Genomic DNA, 14,383 nt, shown 5'->3' with positions numbered 1-14,383 from the left:
TTTTTCGAATTCTAGTCGATTATCTGAAGAGTACGGCTCGCTAAAGTGACGCAAGTTCCCTGTAGGAGCTGCCGCAGGCTGCGAACTTTTGATGTTGTTTTTGAAAATCAAAGATCAAAAGATCGCAGCCGGCAGCAGCTCCTACAGGGAGGTCTCTTTCAGATTTGGAGTCTTGTGATGAATGCACATATCTCAGGCGTTACCGTCACCCCCAACGGCTCGCAACCGTCGGCCAAAGGCCCGACGGACTGGTTCACCGGCACCGTGCGCGTTGACGCACCGTTCAAAGGCAGCGATGCGGCGCGCGTCAGCGGCGCCACGGTGACTTTCGAGCCGGGCGCACGCACCGCGTGGCATACCCATCCGTTGGGTCAGACGCTGATCGTCACCGCCGGTTCAGGTTTTGTGCAGGAGTGGGGGCAACCGGTTCGCGAGATCCGCCCCGGTGATACCGTGTGGATCGCGCCGCAGGTGAAGCACTGGCATGGCGCCGCGCCGACCACGGCGATGACGCACATTGCGATTGCCGAGGTGCTGGACGGTGAAGTGGTGGAGTGGATGGAGCAGGTGAGCGCGGCGCAGTACCCACACTGATATCTGTAGGAGCTGCCGCAGGCTGCGATCTTTTGACTTGGTTGTTGAAGATCAAGATCAAAAGATCGCAGCCTGCGGCAGCTCCTACAGGGGTCAGATCATCTCTGGCAAGGAAGAGAGGATCTTGTCGAGGGTGATCGGGTACTCACGCACCCGCGCCCCGGTGGCGTTGTAGATCGCATTGGCCACCGCCGCACTCACGCCGCAAATCCCCAGTTCACCTACACCCTTGGCTTTCATCGGCGATGAAATCGGATCGGTTTCGTCGAGGAAAATCACTTCCTGATGCGGGATGTCAGCATGCACCGGCACCTCGTATCCTGCCAGGTCGTGATTGACGAAAAAGCCCAGCCGTTTGTCCACCGCCAGCTCTTCCATCAGTGCCGCGCCGACGCCCATGGTCATCGCCCCGATCACTTGGCTGCGCGCGGCTTTCGGGTTGAGAATCCGTCCCGCCGCGCACACCGCAAGCATGCGCCGCACGCGGACTTCGCCGGTCGCTGCATCCACCGCCACTTCAACGAAATGCGCACCGAAAGTCGATTGCTGATACTGCTTGGCGAGGTCGGCGAATTCGATGCTGTCCTCGGCCTCGATCACGCCATCTTTTGCGGCATCGCGCAGCGGCAGGGTCTTGCCGCCGGCGCGCACCTGACCGTCAGCAAACTCGATATCGCTGCCGCTCATGCCCAGCTTCGTCGCAACCGCTTCACGCAGTTTCATGCACGCGGCATACACCCCGGCCGTCGAGCAGTTACCGCCGAACTGGCCGCCGGAACCGGACGACACCGGGAAATTCGAATCGCCCAGATGCACCGTCACATCCGCCAGAGGCACGCCCATCATCTCGGCGGCGGTCTGGGCGATGATGGTGTAGCTGCCGGTACCGATGTCGGTCATGTCGGTTTCCACCGTGACCTTGCCGTTGTGCTCCAGCCGCACCCGGGCGCCGGATTTCAGCAGCAGGTTGTTGCGAAACGCCGCAGCGACGCCCATGCCGATCAGCCAGCGGCCTTCGCGACGGCTACCGGGTGTGGCGTTGCGCTGGTTCCAGCCGAATTTCTCGGCGCCGGTCTGCAGGCATTCGATCAGACGCCGCTGGGAAAACGGACGCTCGGTTTTTACCGGATCGACCTGCGTGTCATTGAGGATGCGGAACTGCACCGGATCGAGCTTGAGCTGCTCGGCCATTTCGTCCATGGCGATTTCCAGCGCCATCAGCCCCGGCGCCTCACCCGGTGCGCGCATGGAATTGCCTTCGGGCAGATCCAGCGGCGCCCGGCGCATGGTCACCCGGCGGTTTTCCCCGGCATAAAGCAACTGGCTCGGCTGCGCGGCGACTTCGACCTTGCCGTCCTTGAGATTGCCCGACCAGCCTTCGTGGGCGATGGCGCTGAGCTTGCCGTCCGCCGTCGCGCCCATCCGAATACGCTGAATCGTGGCCGGGCGGTGGGTGGTGTTGTTGGCCATTTGCGGGCGGGCGAGGGCCACTTTCACCGGGCGGTTGGCCAGGCGCGCACCGAGGGCGGCGAGGATCGCGTCGGCACGAATGAACAGTTTGCCGCCGAATCCGCCACCAATGTACGGCGAGATCAGGCGCACGTTTTCCTTGGGCAGGCCGAGGGTGGTGGCGACGTCGCCGACGCTCCAGGCGATCATCTGGTTGGAGGTCCACAAGGTCAGATGATCACCTTTCCACGCGGCCAGCGTCGCGTGCGGCTCCATCATCGCGTGGGACTGATCGGGAGTGGTGTAGGTCTGGTCGAACTGCACCGGCGCAGCGGCGAAGGCTTTGTCGAAATCGCCGTGGGTGACGTCGGGCAACTCGTCGTCTTCGACACCCTGGTCGCGCACGTTGGCCAGTTCAAACTCGCCTTTGGCCGTGACGTAATCGACCTTGACCAGTTGCGCTGCGGCGCGGGCCTGTTCGAAGGTCTCGGCGACGACCAGCGCCACGGCCTGGTGATAGTGCTGCACCTCGGGCCCGGCGAGCAGCGGCGCCGAATTGTATTGGCCTTTGCCGAGCTTGCCGGCATTGGCAGCGGTGACGATGGCCAGCACGCCCGGTGCGGCTTCGGCCGCGTCGAGATCAATGTGGCTGATGCGGCCCTTGGCGATGGCCGAACCGACCATGAAACCGTAAGCCTGATTCGCCACGGCCTGATGCTGCTCATAAGCGTACGGCGCCTGGCCGCTGGTTTTCAGCGGGCCTTCGATGCGGTCGGTGGGCTTGCCGACGACTTTCAGTTGGTCGATCGGGTTGGTGGTGGCGGGCGTGTCGAATTTCATGCCTGATCCCTCGCTTGCGCCAACACCGAACCAAGCGTGCGCTCGACCAGCGTCAGTTTGAATTGGTTGTCGTGGGTCGGCGTGGCGCCGTCAAGCAGGCGTTCGCTGACGGCTTTCGCGCCTTGGGGCAGCAACGCGTCAGCGGCGTCGACCCGCCACGGTTTCGGCGCGATACCGCCGACCGCCACACGGCCGCTGCCGTCCTTGTGCAGGATCAGACCGACCGATACCAGCGCAAAGGCGTAGGACGAGCGATCGCGCACCTTGTGATAAATGTGCGTGCCGCCAACCGGGGCCGGCAGGGTTACCGACGTGATGAACTCGCCGGGCGTGAGGCGGGTTTCGATGTTCGGCGTGTTGCCCGGCAGTTGATGGAAATCGGCGATGGCGATGCTGCGGGTGCTGCCGTCGGGTTTGACCGTTTCAACCTGTGCATCGAGGGCGCGCATGGCAATTGCCATGTCGCTGGGGTGGGTGGCGATGCAGGCGTCACTGACGCCGATCAGCCCCAGTTGCCGACTGACCCCGCCAATCGCCGCGCAGCCGCTGCCGGGCTGGCGTTTGTTGCAGGCCTGATTGACGTCATAGAAATACGGGCAGCGAGTGCGTTGCAGCAGGTTGCCGGCGGTGCTCGCCATGTTGCGCAACTGACCGGAAGCGCCGGCGAGCAAGGCGCGGGAGAGCAGCGCGTAATCCTTGCGCACGCGGCTGTCGGCGGCCAGATCGGTGTTGCGCACCAGAGCGCCGATGCGCAATCCGCCTTCAGGTGTGGCTTCGATCTGATCGAGGCCCAGGTGGTTGACGTCAATCAGGTGCAGCGGGGTTTCGATGTCGAGTTTCATCAGGTCCAGCAGGTTGGTGCCACCGGCGATGAACTTCGCGCCTTCAATCTGCGCCGCCAGCGTTGCGGCTGCGGCGGGGGAGTCGGCGCGGCTGTAATTGAACGCTCTCATGCTGGCACCTGCGCGACTTCAGTGATGGCTTCGATGATGTTCGAGTAGGCGCCGCAGCGGCAGATGTTGCCGCTCATGCGTTCCTGGAATTCGCTGGCAATCAGTTGTGGCGCCTCGGTCAGGCTGGGGCTGACGTGGCTGGGGATGCCCTCGCGAATTTCCTTGAGCACCGCCACCGCCGAACAGATCTGCCCCGGCGTGCAATAGCCGCACTGGTAGCCGTCGTGCTTGATGAACGCGGCCTGCATCGGGTGCAGATGGTCAGGCATGCCCAGGCCTTCGATGGTGGTGATCTCGCTGCCTTCGTGCATCACCGCCAGGGTCAGGCAGGCATTGATTCGACGGCCGTCGGCGATGACGGTGCAGGCGCCGCACTGGCCGTGGTCGCAGCCTTTCTTGCTGCCGGTCAGGTGCAGGTGTTCGCGCAGGGCGTCGAGCAGGGTGGTGCGGTTGTCGACCTCGAGAGCTTGGGGTGTACCGTTGACGTTGATCGTCAGTTTGGCCATGGCGGGTTGCTCCAGACTGGCCGCGTAGGCCTTGAGGCTGATGAAAGGGGGCATTGCAAACGCGGTGGCGGTCACCGCGCCGAGGATCAGGAATCTTCGTCGGGAAATCGTCATGCTTCGATTCCTCTCTGGCTTAATCAGGACGGCAGGGATTGAAGGGCCCACTCGGGCACGCCGGCATGTTTGCCGGTCTCGTTCTTGGAATGACCTGTACGGAGGGGAAAAGGTTTTTGCGGATTTGCGCTATAGAGTTATGCGCAGAATTCATTAATGACCTGGGCGACGCCTTGACCTTGTGGGAGCTGGCTTGCCAGCGATGGAGTCGTGTCAGGCAGCCTGTTGCTCAAATGACACACCGCCATCGCGGGCAAGCCCGCTCCCACAGGTATTGTGTTCAATGCCCGCCGACCACCATGTGCGTAAACGGCGAGACGTACGCCTGCAACGTCACCAGCCCGCCCACCAGCACCGCCAGCACAATCGAGTGGAAGAACACGTAGCGCAGAATCTCGCCCTCATGCCCATACCAGCGGGTCGCGGTGGAGGCGACCACGATCGACTGCGCATCGACCATCTTGCCCATCACCCCGCCGGAACTGTTGGCCGCCGCCATCAGCACCGGGCTGATGCCCAGCTGTTCCGAGGTCACTCGTTGCAGTCCGCCGAACAGCACGTTCGAGGCTGTGTCCGAACCAGTCAACGCGACGCCGAGCCAGCCGAGCAAGGTGCCGAACATCGGATAAAACACTCCGGTGGCGGCAAACGCCAGACCCATGGTGGCGTCCAGTCCGGAATAACGCGTGAGGAACCCCAGCGCCAGCATCGCGGCAATGGTGATCAGCGAAAACCGTACTACCCACAACGTGCGCAGGTATTGCTTGATCAGTTGCGGGATCGAATAGCCCATCAGCAGGCCGCCGACAATCGCTGCCAGCAGAATGCCGCTGCCGGTGGCAGTGAACCAGGTGAACTTGTAGATCGCTTCCTCGGCTTTCGGCGCCGGCACCACCGGCGGGACTTTCTGCACTTGCAGGTGCAGGGTGGTGAAGGTCAGCGCCGGGGAGAAAATAGGGTTGGCCTCGTTCATCGGTTTGCCTTGTGGATCAAGTTTCACTGCGTGCGTGACCGGGTCCAGTGCCGGGCGCACATCGAAGATGTTCTTGAAGCCCTGGGTGCCCCAGGCAAACACGAACACCGTGAGGATGATCCACGGCATCCACGCACGCATCACCGCCGGGCGTGCCTGATCACTGAAGGCGGCGCTGGCGGTGACTTTTTCTTCCTCGACCCGGGAGTTGTCGATGCGACCCGAGAGGGCGGCCGAGGTGTACACCGTCGCCGGTTTCCAGACTCGCAGAAACAGGGTCAGGCAGGCCATGGAAATCAGTGCGGCGATCACGTCCACCAGCATCGGCCCGTGGAAGTTCGACACGAGGAATTGCGGCACGGCGAAGCTGACTCCAGCCACCAGAATCGCCGGCCAGATCTCCAGCATCTTGCGCCACCCGGCAAACGCCCAGATCAGCCAGAACGGCACCAGCACCGAGAAAAACGGCAGCTGCCGACCGACCATCATCGACAGCTCCATCTCATCCAGCCCGGTGACCTTGGCCAAGGTGATGATCGGCGTGCCGAGTGCGCCGAACGCCACTGGTGCGGTGTTGGCAATCAACGCCAGACCCGACGCCGCCAGCGGCGAAAAACCGAGGCCGATCAGAATCGCCCCGGTCACCGCCACCGGCGTACCGAACCCGGCGGCGCCTTCGAAAAATGCACCGAAGCAAAACGCGATCAGCAGCAGCTGCAAACGCCGGTCATCGGTGATGCGTGCGAGGGAATCCTGCAGCACTTTGAACGAGCCGTTCTCGGTGGTCAGGCGGTGCAGAAAAATGATGTTGAGCACGATCCAGCCGATCGGCAGCAAACCATTGGCCGCGCCGAACAACGCCGCCGAACCGGCCATGCTCGCCGGCATGCCGAAGGCGAAGATCGAAATGAGCAGGGCCGAAGCCAAAGCCATTAGTGCGGCCAGGTGCGCCTTGACGTGAAAAAACGCCAGCGCCGCGAGCATCACCACCACCGGCACCGCGGCCATGAGCGTGGAGATCAGCGGGTTGCCGAACGGGTCGTAGATTTGCTGCCAGACCATGATCCACCTCTGCTTGTTGTTATCGAGGCGCAGATCCATTGCGTGGGAGTCGGTAAGCAGCAGTATAGGTGGCATTTCGCCGCCGCCTGGATGCAGCAAATGGGCCGATCAACGGTCGTGCCCGGGCAGTGAATCAAAGTCCTTTTGTCCGGTCGTATCAGCGGCTGCGCGCACTGCGTCCTGTGAAGGCGTGGGCAGTGACAGCCGTTCCGTCGTCAAGACCTTGGTTTTAGGGAAGTGTTGAATGAAGCGCGCTACAACGATGCTACTGACCGTGACCGCCGCCGTATTGCTGGCTGGCTGTGTGGCGGACTTTGATGATGATCACCGCCACGGGCGGCATTACGACCGCGATCATGGCCGTTACTACGATCATGACCGACGCTGGGATGACCGCGACGATGGTCGTCGCGACGGGCGTCGTTACTATCGTGATCGCGACGATGACTGAGTAGACATCAAAAGGGCGTTCCCGCAACGGGAACGCCCTCGCCAATTAAAAATGAGCGCTCGCCCGGACGCTGGAATGCGCAGGCGCGGTGGCCTCGAGATCCAGCAAATGGGTGGCGAGTATGTCGCTCAGAAAGCGGAACTGATCGTTGATGCCGACCACTTCATTGCTGAAGTGATTGCTCGCAGCGGGCATCAGCACATCGTCGAAATCTTCGTTGAACAGCAACGCTTGTGTCTTGCGCGAGACGACCTGCTGGTCGTAATAGTTGCTGCCGAACTCCGGGAAGCTCACGGAGAGGGTGATGGTACGAATCATGATGGGTACTCCTCGTTGCGTCTCGGATGGGTGAATCCTGCCTTTGCCGGGCGGCGGGCGGAAGGCAATCGTGGCGATGGTGAATATCGACGGCGTTGATGGTTGAGAGGTGGGGGTGGGGTTACTGGCCTCATCGCTGGCTTGCCAGCGATGGCGTCGGTACAGCCAACATCCTCGGAAACTGACACACCTATACTTAATGCTGTCTCCCTCCATTCAAGGACCTCACCACCGTGAACCTGCGTGCGCTGAGCCTCGCCGCACTGTGTCTGCTGGCTGGCTGCGCCACCTCGGCCCGCGCTCCGGTGGCGCCGTCGGCCGTGGTGGTGTCACCCGCCACCTGGCAGCAGATCGATCGCGACATCGTCAGCGCCTCGCAGCAATCCACCGAGCAAGTCAAAGTATTTGCCCGGGGTTCGATGGAACATTGGCGCACTCGCGTCTATCAGCAAACTGAAGAAAATTTCATTCCGTGGTTAAGCAGCTACTGGACCCAGGAATGGCTGTCGATGAAGGTCAGCTGGTACACGATCAGTGCCGGTGGCGAACAGGACGCTTCGGCCAAGCGCCTGGCGAGCTATCTGCTTGAGCAATATCAGGAAAGAGTGCTGGCGCCGGTGGCGGTGGAGATCGATCCGGACGCGATCCTCGGGCAGGCCACGGCGTTCTATGCACAACTGATGGCCCGGCAGATGCCGCTCATCGCCCAGCGTTATGGCGTGCCGGTTGCACAGCTCAACGGGCGGCTGCTGAAGGTTCCGGCCATCGCCCTCGGCCCGCCGCTGGCGCGGGATGCTTCGCTGTATCAGGTCATCAGCACCGAGCCGCTGAACACCTTGCCGGCGTATGCCGCACTGATCGACAAGATCCACACCGAGGGCGGCAGCAAGGGGATTGCCTCGACCGATGCCGGCATGGCTCCTGTGGCCAAACGCGCCAGTCAACGGATGGAAGCGGAAATGGCCCCGCGCGGAGCGGCCAGTGCGGTGGCGGCTGCGGCGGGCAAGTTGGTCGGCGGGGTGATCTCGATTGGGGTGGCGGGCATCCGCGCGATCATCCAGGCCAACGACCGACCCGACAGTGAAGCGCTGATTCGCAGCAGCCTGGGCAGCACCTTCGACAAGGCCTGGGCGAAATTGCTGCAGAACCCGACCACCGGGGTCATGGCTGGAACGCTGCATATCGCCGGGCAGGTCGAGGGCAGCCTTGGCGGGGGCGAACAACCGTCGGTCGGGCAGGGGCTGAATCGTGTCGAATGGCAGCCTCCCGAATCGACCAATCAGCAGATCGAACCCAACGTGCAAGGAGAGTGATCATGGCTTACATCGATATTTTTGTAGCACCCGTGCCGAATGCCAACCGCGAGCAGTACAAAAAACACTGTGCGATCGCCGCGAAACTGTTCAAGGAATACGGAGCGAAGGAGGTGGTTCAGTGCTGGGGCGATGACGTGCCGGAAGGCAAAGTCACGTCATTCCCGATGGCGGTAAAACTCAAGGACGGCGAGACCGTTTCCGCCGGCTGGCTGATCTGGCCCGACAAGGCCACCCGCGATGCCGGCATGGCAAAGATGATGGAAGACCCGCGCATGCAACCGGACGTCAACCCGATGGGGTTTGATGGGCAACGGATGATCTTTGGTGGCTTCAAGAACCTTCTTGAATCCTGAGGACCAGCGCAAATCCATTGTGGGAGCGGGCTTGCCCGCGAAGAGGCCGGCACAGCCCATATCTTCATGGCTGACCCACCGCTTTCGCGAGCAGGCTCGCTCCCACATGGGGTGGTCACTCTGGAGAGGGGGTAATCCGGCAGCTTTTGCGGTGGCGGATTTCTTCCTCCGTCGGTCGTTCGCGGACGAATTCGAAACGCGGTTCACCTTCGCTGTAATGCACCAGCCAGCCCCATTCCAGCTCGGTTTCATCCTGCCCTGGGCTGGGTGGTCGGGCCCACCAGGGCTCTTTGCTGAGGATCTCGCGCATGGCGACCTCCGGTTCGATGGCCATCCTTGAACTATAGCCGGCTGTCTCGAGTCGTCAGAGAAGGCCGTGTAGAATCGGCCGATCGACCAGCGAAGGAGTTGGCCTATGACCGATGATGCGCGCAGGGATGAACCGTTCAAGCGATTGTTTTTCGCCCTCGACTGCCCACCACCACAACGCAAGGCCATCGCTCAGTGGCGCGCCGATCTGCGCTTGAGAGCCGGCAAACCGGTGCCGGCGGATAACTTTCATCTGACGCTCTTGTTCCTCGGCGCGGTGCCGCTGGCGCAGATCCATGAAGTCTGCGAGGCCGCCGGCAAAGTACGCACGCCGGGTGAGCCATTGAAGCTTGCGCTGGATCGTCTGCAGGTCTGGCATCGCGCGGGGATTTTGTCTCTGGCACCGGAGCAGGCGCCGCCGGCGTTGTTGCGTCTGGTGTATGCGTTGGAACAGGCGATGCTGCCGTTCGGTTTCGAAGAATCACCGCGCGAGTTCCGCCCGCACCTGACCCTGGCCCGAGACTACCGTGCAACGGAGCCGGAAGCCGCCACGCCGCCGGAGTTCCTCCTGCGTGCCGAGCGCTTTGCCTTGTTCGAATCGCACAAGGGCCGCTACCGGATCCTGCAGGATTGGCCACTGAATTGAACCCACAAAAAAAGGCGCCCGAGGGCGCTTGAAGTTCACCTGAGCCGAGGGAGCCAGGTGAGGCCGTTCATTGCAGGATGCAGCGGTGGTAAGGCGCTGCGTGAACGGGAAATCAATGATTCTGCGAGTCAACACCCTCCCTGTGGGAGCTGGCTTGCCAGCGATTGGGGCGGCACATCCAACATCGTCGTCGCTGGACTCATCGCCATCGCTGGCAAGCCAGCTCCCACAGGTTTTCCAGTCTTGTCACAATCTTCAATCAGCCGGATTACTTACCGAGCTTCACCCGCGTCCAGCCGCGGGTCATGATCCGCTGGGTGGCAATCGGCTGATCCGGCACCGCGTACAACGTCGCCATCACCGCCTGCGACGGGTACGAACCCGGGTCGTTGCGGATCGCTTCGTCCACCAGCGGCGTCGCCGCCGAGTTGGCGTTGCTGTAACCGTTGCTGTTGGTGATCTCGGCAATGATGTCCGGGCGCATCAGGAAGTTCATGAACAGGTAGGCGTTATCGACGTTGGCGGCATCGCGCGGGATGGCGACCATGTCGTAGAAACTGCCGGCGCCTTCCTTGGGAATGCTGTAGTCGATCTGCACCTTGTTGCCGGCTTCCACCGCGCGGGCCTTGGCCTGCAGCACGTCTCCGGAGTAACCGACCGCCACGCAGATGTTGCCGTTGGCCAGGTCCGAGATGTACTTCGAGGAATGGAAGTACGCCACGTACGGGCGGATCTTCATGAACAGCGCTTCGGCTTCGAGAATGTGCGCCTTGTCCTTGTCGTTCACCGGGTAGCCCAGGTAGTGCAGGGCCGCCGGGATCATTTCGGTCGGCGAGTCGAGAAAGCTGATACCGCAGGCTTTCAGCTTCTCGGCGTTTTCCGGCTTGAACAGCAGGTCCCAGGAGTTGGTCGGGGCGTTGGCGCCGAGCACTTCCTTGACCTTGTCGGGGTTATAGCCGATGCCGATCGAGCCCCACATGTACGGGAACGCGTGAGCGTTGTCCGGATCACTGGCGGAAGCGTTTTTCAACAGCACCGGGTTGAGATTCTTCCAGTTCGACAGCTTGGATTTGTCGAGCGGCTGATAGACCCCGGCCTTGATTTGCTTGGCCAGGAAACTGTTGGACGGCACGACAATGTCGTAACCGGATTTGCCCGCCAGCAAACGCGCCTCAAGGGTTTCGTTGCTGTCGAACACGTCGTAGGTCACCTGGATGCCGGTCTCGTCTTCGAACTTCTTGACGGTGTCCGGTGCGATGTAATCGGACCAGTTGTAAACACGCAGCACCTTGTCGTTGGCCTGGACGCCCGTGGCGATTGCGCCCATTAAGGACAGTGTCAGCAGAGTCCTGCCAAACATTTTCATCGGTGAAACTCCATTCTTCTTATTCAAAAACACACATCTGAAACTTGATCGACAAGCGCCTTTCTGTAGGAGCTGTCGAGTGAAACGAGGCTGCGATCTTTTGATCTTAAAAAACAAAGTCAAAAGATCGCAGCGTGCCGCAGCTCCTACAGGTCAAGCCGTGGTGGCGGCGCGTTGCGGCTGCTGCCACGCCTCATTCGCCGTCTGATCCATCGCTTCCTGAATCGCTTTCTTGCGGCTGGCTTCTGCCTTGCGACCGAAGTACCAGACGAGGAAGGTCACCAGCGACACCGCCAGCAGAATCAGGCTGGCCACGGCGTTGATCTCAGGCTTCACGCCCAGACGCACCGCCGAGAACACTTCCATCGGCAGCGTGGTCGAACCCGGCCCGGAGACGAAGCTCGCCAGCACCAGATCGTCCAGCGACAGGGCGAACGACATCATCCCGCCCGCTGCCAGCGACGGCGCGATCATGGGGATGGTGATCAGGAAAAACACCTTGAACGGCTTGGCCCCCAGATCCATCGCGGCTTCTTCGATCGACAGATCCAGCTCCCGCAGGCGGGCGGAGACTACCACCGCCACGTAGGCTGCACAAAACGTGGTGTGGGCGATCCAGATGGTGACGATGCCACGCTCCTGTGGCCAGCCGATCAACTGCGCCATCGCTACGAACAGCAGCAACAGCGACAGACCGGTGATCACTTCCGGCATGACCAGCGGCGCCGTCACCAGACCGCCGAACAGCGTACGACCCTTGAAGCGCGTGACCCGCGTCAGGACGAAGGCGGCGAGGGTGCCCAACGCCACGGCGGCAATCGCGGTGTAGCAGGCGATTTCCAGCGAGCGCACCACCGAGCCCATCAGTTGGGTGTTATCGAGCAGGCCGACGTACCACTTCACCGACCAGCCGCCCCACACCGTCACCAGTTTCGAGGCGTTGAACGAGTAGATCACCAGAATCAGCATCGGCAGATAAATGAACATCAGGCCGAAGATCAACATGAACTTGGAAAAACCGAAGCGTTTCATCCCCGTGCCTCCATCTCTTTGGCCTGGCTGCGGTTGAACAGCAGAATCGGCACAATCAGGATCAACAGCATCACCACCGCCAGCGCGGACGCCACCGGCCAGTCGCGGTTATTGAAGAACTCTTGCCACAACACGCGACCGATCATCAGCGTCTCCGGGCCACCCAGCAGTTCCGGAATCACGAACTCGCCGACCACCGGAATGAACACCAGCATGCAGCCGGCGATGATGCCGTTCTTGGCCAGCGGCACGGTGATTTTCCAGAAGTTGTTGAAGTTGCTCGAACCCAGGTCCGACGCGGCTTCCAGCAGGCTGCCATCGTGCTTGACCAGGTTGGCGTACAGCGGCAACACCATGAACGGAAGGTAGGCATAGACCACGCCGATATACACCGCGGTGTTGGTGTTGAGGATCTCGATCGGGTGATCGGTCAGCCCCGTCCACATCAGAAACGCGTTGAGCAGACCGTTGTTGCTGAGGATGCCCATCCACGCGTAAACGCGGATCAGGATCGCGGTCCAGGTCGGCATCATGATCAATAGCAGCAGGACGTTTTGCGCTTCCTTGCTCGCCTTGGTGATCGCGTAGGCCATCGGAAAACCGATCACCAGGCACATCATCGTGCTCAGCGCCGCGACCTTCAGCGAACCGAGGTAAGCCGACAGGTACAGCTCGTCTTCGCCGAGCATGGTGTAGTTGCCGATGTTGAGCATCAGCTGGAATTTCTGTTCGGCGTAGGTGTAGATCTCCGAGTACGGCGGGATCGACAACGCGGCTTCCGAGAAGCTGATCTTCATCACCAGGAAGAACGGCAACATGAAGAACAGGAACAGCCAGATGAACGGGATGCCGATGACGAATTTTCGCCCGCTGGGCACCAGGCGCAGGCATTGCTGATTGAAGGTTCTCATGAGCGCAGTACCACGCCGCTGTCGTCTTCCCACCAGACGTAGACCTTGTCGTCCCAGGTCGGCCGCGCGCCACGGCGTTCGGCGTTGGCCATGAACGACTGGACGATCTTGCCGCCGGGCAGCTCGACGTAGAACACCGAGTGGCCGCCGAGGTAGGCGATGTCATGCACCTTGCCTTCGGACCAGTTGTAGCGGGTCTCTGGCTTGAGGGTGCTGACGAGCATTTTTTCCGGACGGATCGCGTAGGTGATCGACTTGTCCTGCACCGAGGTGCTGACGCCGTGACCGACGTAGATCTTCTGCTGCAAGTCCGGGCTGTGGATGATCGCGTGACCTTCAAGGTCTTCCACCACGGTGCCGTCGAAGGCGTTCACGTTGCCGATGAATTCGCAGACCATGCGGCTGACCGGCGCTTCATAGATATCGACCGGGCTGCCGATCTGGGCAATCCAGCCCAGGTGCATGATCGCGATGCGCTCGGCCATGGTCATGGCCTCTTCCTGGTCGTGGGTCACCATCACGCAGGTCACGCCGACGCGCTCGATGATCTCCACCAGTTCCAGCTGCATTTGCGAACGCAGTTTTTTATCCAACGCGCCCATCGGCTCGTCGAGCAGCAACAGCTTCGGACGTTTCGCCAGTGAGCGGGCGAGGGCGACGCGCTGGCGTTGACCGCCGGACAACTGATGGGGTTTGCGTTTGGCGTATTGGGTCATGTGCACCAGGCGCAGCATCTCTTCGACGCGGGCGTCGATTTCGCTGGCGGGCAAACGGTCCTGCTTGAGGCCGAAGGCAATGTTCTGTGCCACGGTCATGTGCGGGAACAGCGCGTAGGACTGGAACATCATGTTGATCGGCCGCTCGTAGGGCGGCATGTCGGTGATGTCCACACCGTCGAGCAGAATCCGCCCTTCAGTCGGCCGCTCGAAACCGGCGAGCATGCGCAGCAGGGTCGATTTGCCCGAACCGGAGCCACCGAGCAGGGCGAAGATTTCGCCCTGATGGATCTCCAGGGACACATCGTCCACGGCCGTGGTTTCGTCGAACTTCTTGGTGACACGATCGACTTTCACCAAAACCTTTTTCGGTTGCTGGTGGCCTTCAAGTGCCTTCCGGTAAGTGCTGGAGGCGTTTGCCATGTGAAACTCCCAACAGGTTTCGTTCGCTCGGCCAACGTGGCCGGGCTTAAG

At 61.5% G+C, this 14,383-nt stretch carries 15 protein-coding genes; 5 read left to right on the top strand and 10 right to left on the bottom strand.

Annotated elements, in window-relative coordinates; genetic code table 11:
- Positions 1 to 177: 177 nt before the first annotated feature.
- Positions 178 to 594: a (R)-mandelonitrile lyase gene (locus tag ACYZUM_RS14560; RefSeq protein WP_108183078.1), complete on the top strand. Its 417-nt coding sequence runs from the start codon at positions 178 to 180 to the stop codon at positions 592 to 594.
- Between the two features lie 93 nt (positions 595 to 687).
- Here the strand turns inward: ACYZUM_RS14560 and paoC are convergent, their stop codons facing one another.
- The 4 genes from paoC to ACYZUM_RS14540 form a co-directional block, all read right to left on the bottom strand.
- Positions 688 to 2,883 carry an aldehyde oxidoreductase molybdenum-binding subunit PaoC gene (gene paoC / locus ACYZUM_RS14555; protein ID WP_108183077.1) on the bottom strand — a complete coding sequence of 732 codons (2,196 nt, stop codon included), beginning with the start codon at positions 2,881 to 2,883 and terminating at the stop codon, positions 688 to 690.
- Complete coding sequence (locus tag ACYZUM_RS14550) at positions 2,880 to 3,836, bottom strand: FAD binding domain-containing protein (RefSeq protein WP_108183076.1); 957 nt, start codon at positions 3,834 to 3,836, stop codon at positions 2,880 to 2,882. The genes paoC and ACYZUM_RS14550 overlap by 4 nt, the downstream gene beginning before the upstream one ends.
- Entirely contained in the window at positions 3,833 to 4,456 is a 624-nt protein-coding gene (paoA, locus tag ACYZUM_RS14545; RefSeq protein WP_095668892.1) for an aldehyde dehydrogenase iron-sulfur subunit PaoA, read from the bottom strand. Before paoA ends, ACYZUM_RS14550 begins: the two co-directional genes overlap by 4 nt.
- A gap of 280 nt (positions 4,457 to 4,736) precedes the next feature.
- Positions 4,737 to 6,491 carry an L-lactate permease gene (locus tag ACYZUM_RS14540; protein ID WP_108184407.1) on the bottom strand — a complete coding sequence of 585 codons (1,755 nt, stop codon included), beginning with the start codon at positions 6,489 to 6,491 and terminating at the stop codon, positions 4,737 to 4,739.
- Positions 6,492 to 6,735: 244 nt separating this feature from the next.
- Between ACYZUM_RS14540 and ACYZUM_RS14535 the strand changes: the two genes are divergently transcribed.
- The gene (locus tag ACYZUM_RS14535) at positions 6,736 to 6,942 is read left to right on the top strand and encodes a hypothetical protein (RefSeq protein ID WP_041073476.1); all 207 of its coding nucleotides are present in this window, start codon (positions 6,736 to 6,738) and stop codon (positions 6,940 to 6,942) included.
- 45 nt (positions 6,943 to 6,987) lie between these two features.
- Here the strand turns inward: ACYZUM_RS14535 and ACYZUM_RS14530 are convergent, their stop codons facing one another.
- Complete coding sequence (locus ACYZUM_RS14530; RefSeq protein ID WP_108183074.1) at positions 6,988 to 7,260, bottom strand: hypothetical protein; 273 nt, start codon at positions 7,258 to 7,260, stop codon at positions 6,988 to 6,990.
- Between the two features lie 233 nt (positions 7,261 to 7,493).
- Between ACYZUM_RS14530 and ACYZUM_RS14525 the strand changes: the two genes are divergently transcribed.
- Together ACYZUM_RS14525 and ACYZUM_RS14520 are read left to right on the top strand one after the other, a co-directional pair.
- Complete coding sequence (locus tag ACYZUM_RS14525; protein WP_142579981.1) at positions 7,494 to 8,573, top strand: hypothetical protein; 1,080 nt, start codon at positions 7,494 to 7,496, stop codon at positions 8,571 to 8,573.
- A gap of 2 nt (positions 8,574 to 8,575) precedes the next feature.
- The gene (locus ACYZUM_RS14520) at positions 8,576 to 8,929 is read left to right on the top strand and encodes a DUF1428 domain-containing protein (protein ID WP_108183072.1); all 354 of its coding nucleotides are present in this window, start codon (positions 8,576 to 8,578) and stop codon (positions 8,927 to 8,929) included.
- A gap of 115 nt (positions 8,930 to 9,044) precedes the next feature.
- Here the strand turns inward: ACYZUM_RS14520 and ACYZUM_RS14515 are convergent, their stop codons facing one another.
- On the bottom strand, positions 9,045 to 9,239 hold the full coding sequence (locus ACYZUM_RS14515) for a PIN domain-containing protein (RefSeq protein WP_041073468.1): 195 nt from the start codon (positions 9,237 to 9,239) through the stop codon (positions 9,045 to 9,047).
- Positions 9,240 to 9,344: 105 nt separating this feature from the next.
- On the opposite strand from ACYZUM_RS14515, the gene thpR reads away from it, so the two are divergent.
- On the top strand, positions 9,345 to 9,884 hold the full coding sequence (gene thpR, locus ACYZUM_RS14510) for an RNA 2',3'-cyclic phosphodiesterase (RefSeq protein ID WP_108183071.1): 540 nt from the start codon (positions 9,345 to 9,347) through the stop codon (positions 9,882 to 9,884).
- A 268-nt stretch (positions 9,885 to 10,152) separates the two neighbouring features.
- Here the strand turns inward: thpR and ACYZUM_RS14505 are convergent, their stop codons facing one another.
- From ACYZUM_RS14505 to potA, 4 genes are all read right to left on the bottom strand, one after another.
- Complete coding sequence (locus ACYZUM_RS14505) at positions 10,153 to 11,250, bottom strand: polyamine ABC transporter substrate-binding protein (protein WP_041073464.1); 1,098 nt, start codon at positions 11,248 to 11,250, stop codon at positions 10,153 to 10,155.
- A gap of 153 nt (positions 11,251 to 11,403) precedes the next feature.
- Entirely contained in the window at positions 11,404 to 12,282 is an 879-nt protein-coding gene (locus ACYZUM_RS14500; RefSeq protein ID WP_047293492.1) for an ABC transporter permease subunit, read from the bottom strand.
- On the bottom strand, positions 12,279 to 13,160 hold the full coding sequence (locus tag ACYZUM_RS14495) for an ABC transporter permease subunit (RefSeq protein ID WP_371260449.1): 882 nt from the start codon (positions 13,158 to 13,160) through the stop codon (positions 12,279 to 12,281). Before ACYZUM_RS14495 ends, ACYZUM_RS14500 begins: the two co-directional genes overlap by 4 nt.
- A gap of 29 nt (positions 13,161 to 13,189) precedes the next feature.
- A complete protein-coding gene (potA, locus tag ACYZUM_RS14490) occupies positions 13,190 to 14,332 on the bottom strand; it encodes a polyamine ABC transporter ATP-binding protein (protein ID WP_041073459.1) in 1,143 nt (380 codons plus the stop codon).
- Positions 14,333 to 14,383: the final 51 nt, after the last annotated feature.

This window comes from Pseudomonas sp. m6p, assembly GCF_055760375.1.
Note: the sequence above shows the minus strand (reverse complement) of the source record. Positions and strands in the feature narration are given on the sequence as shown.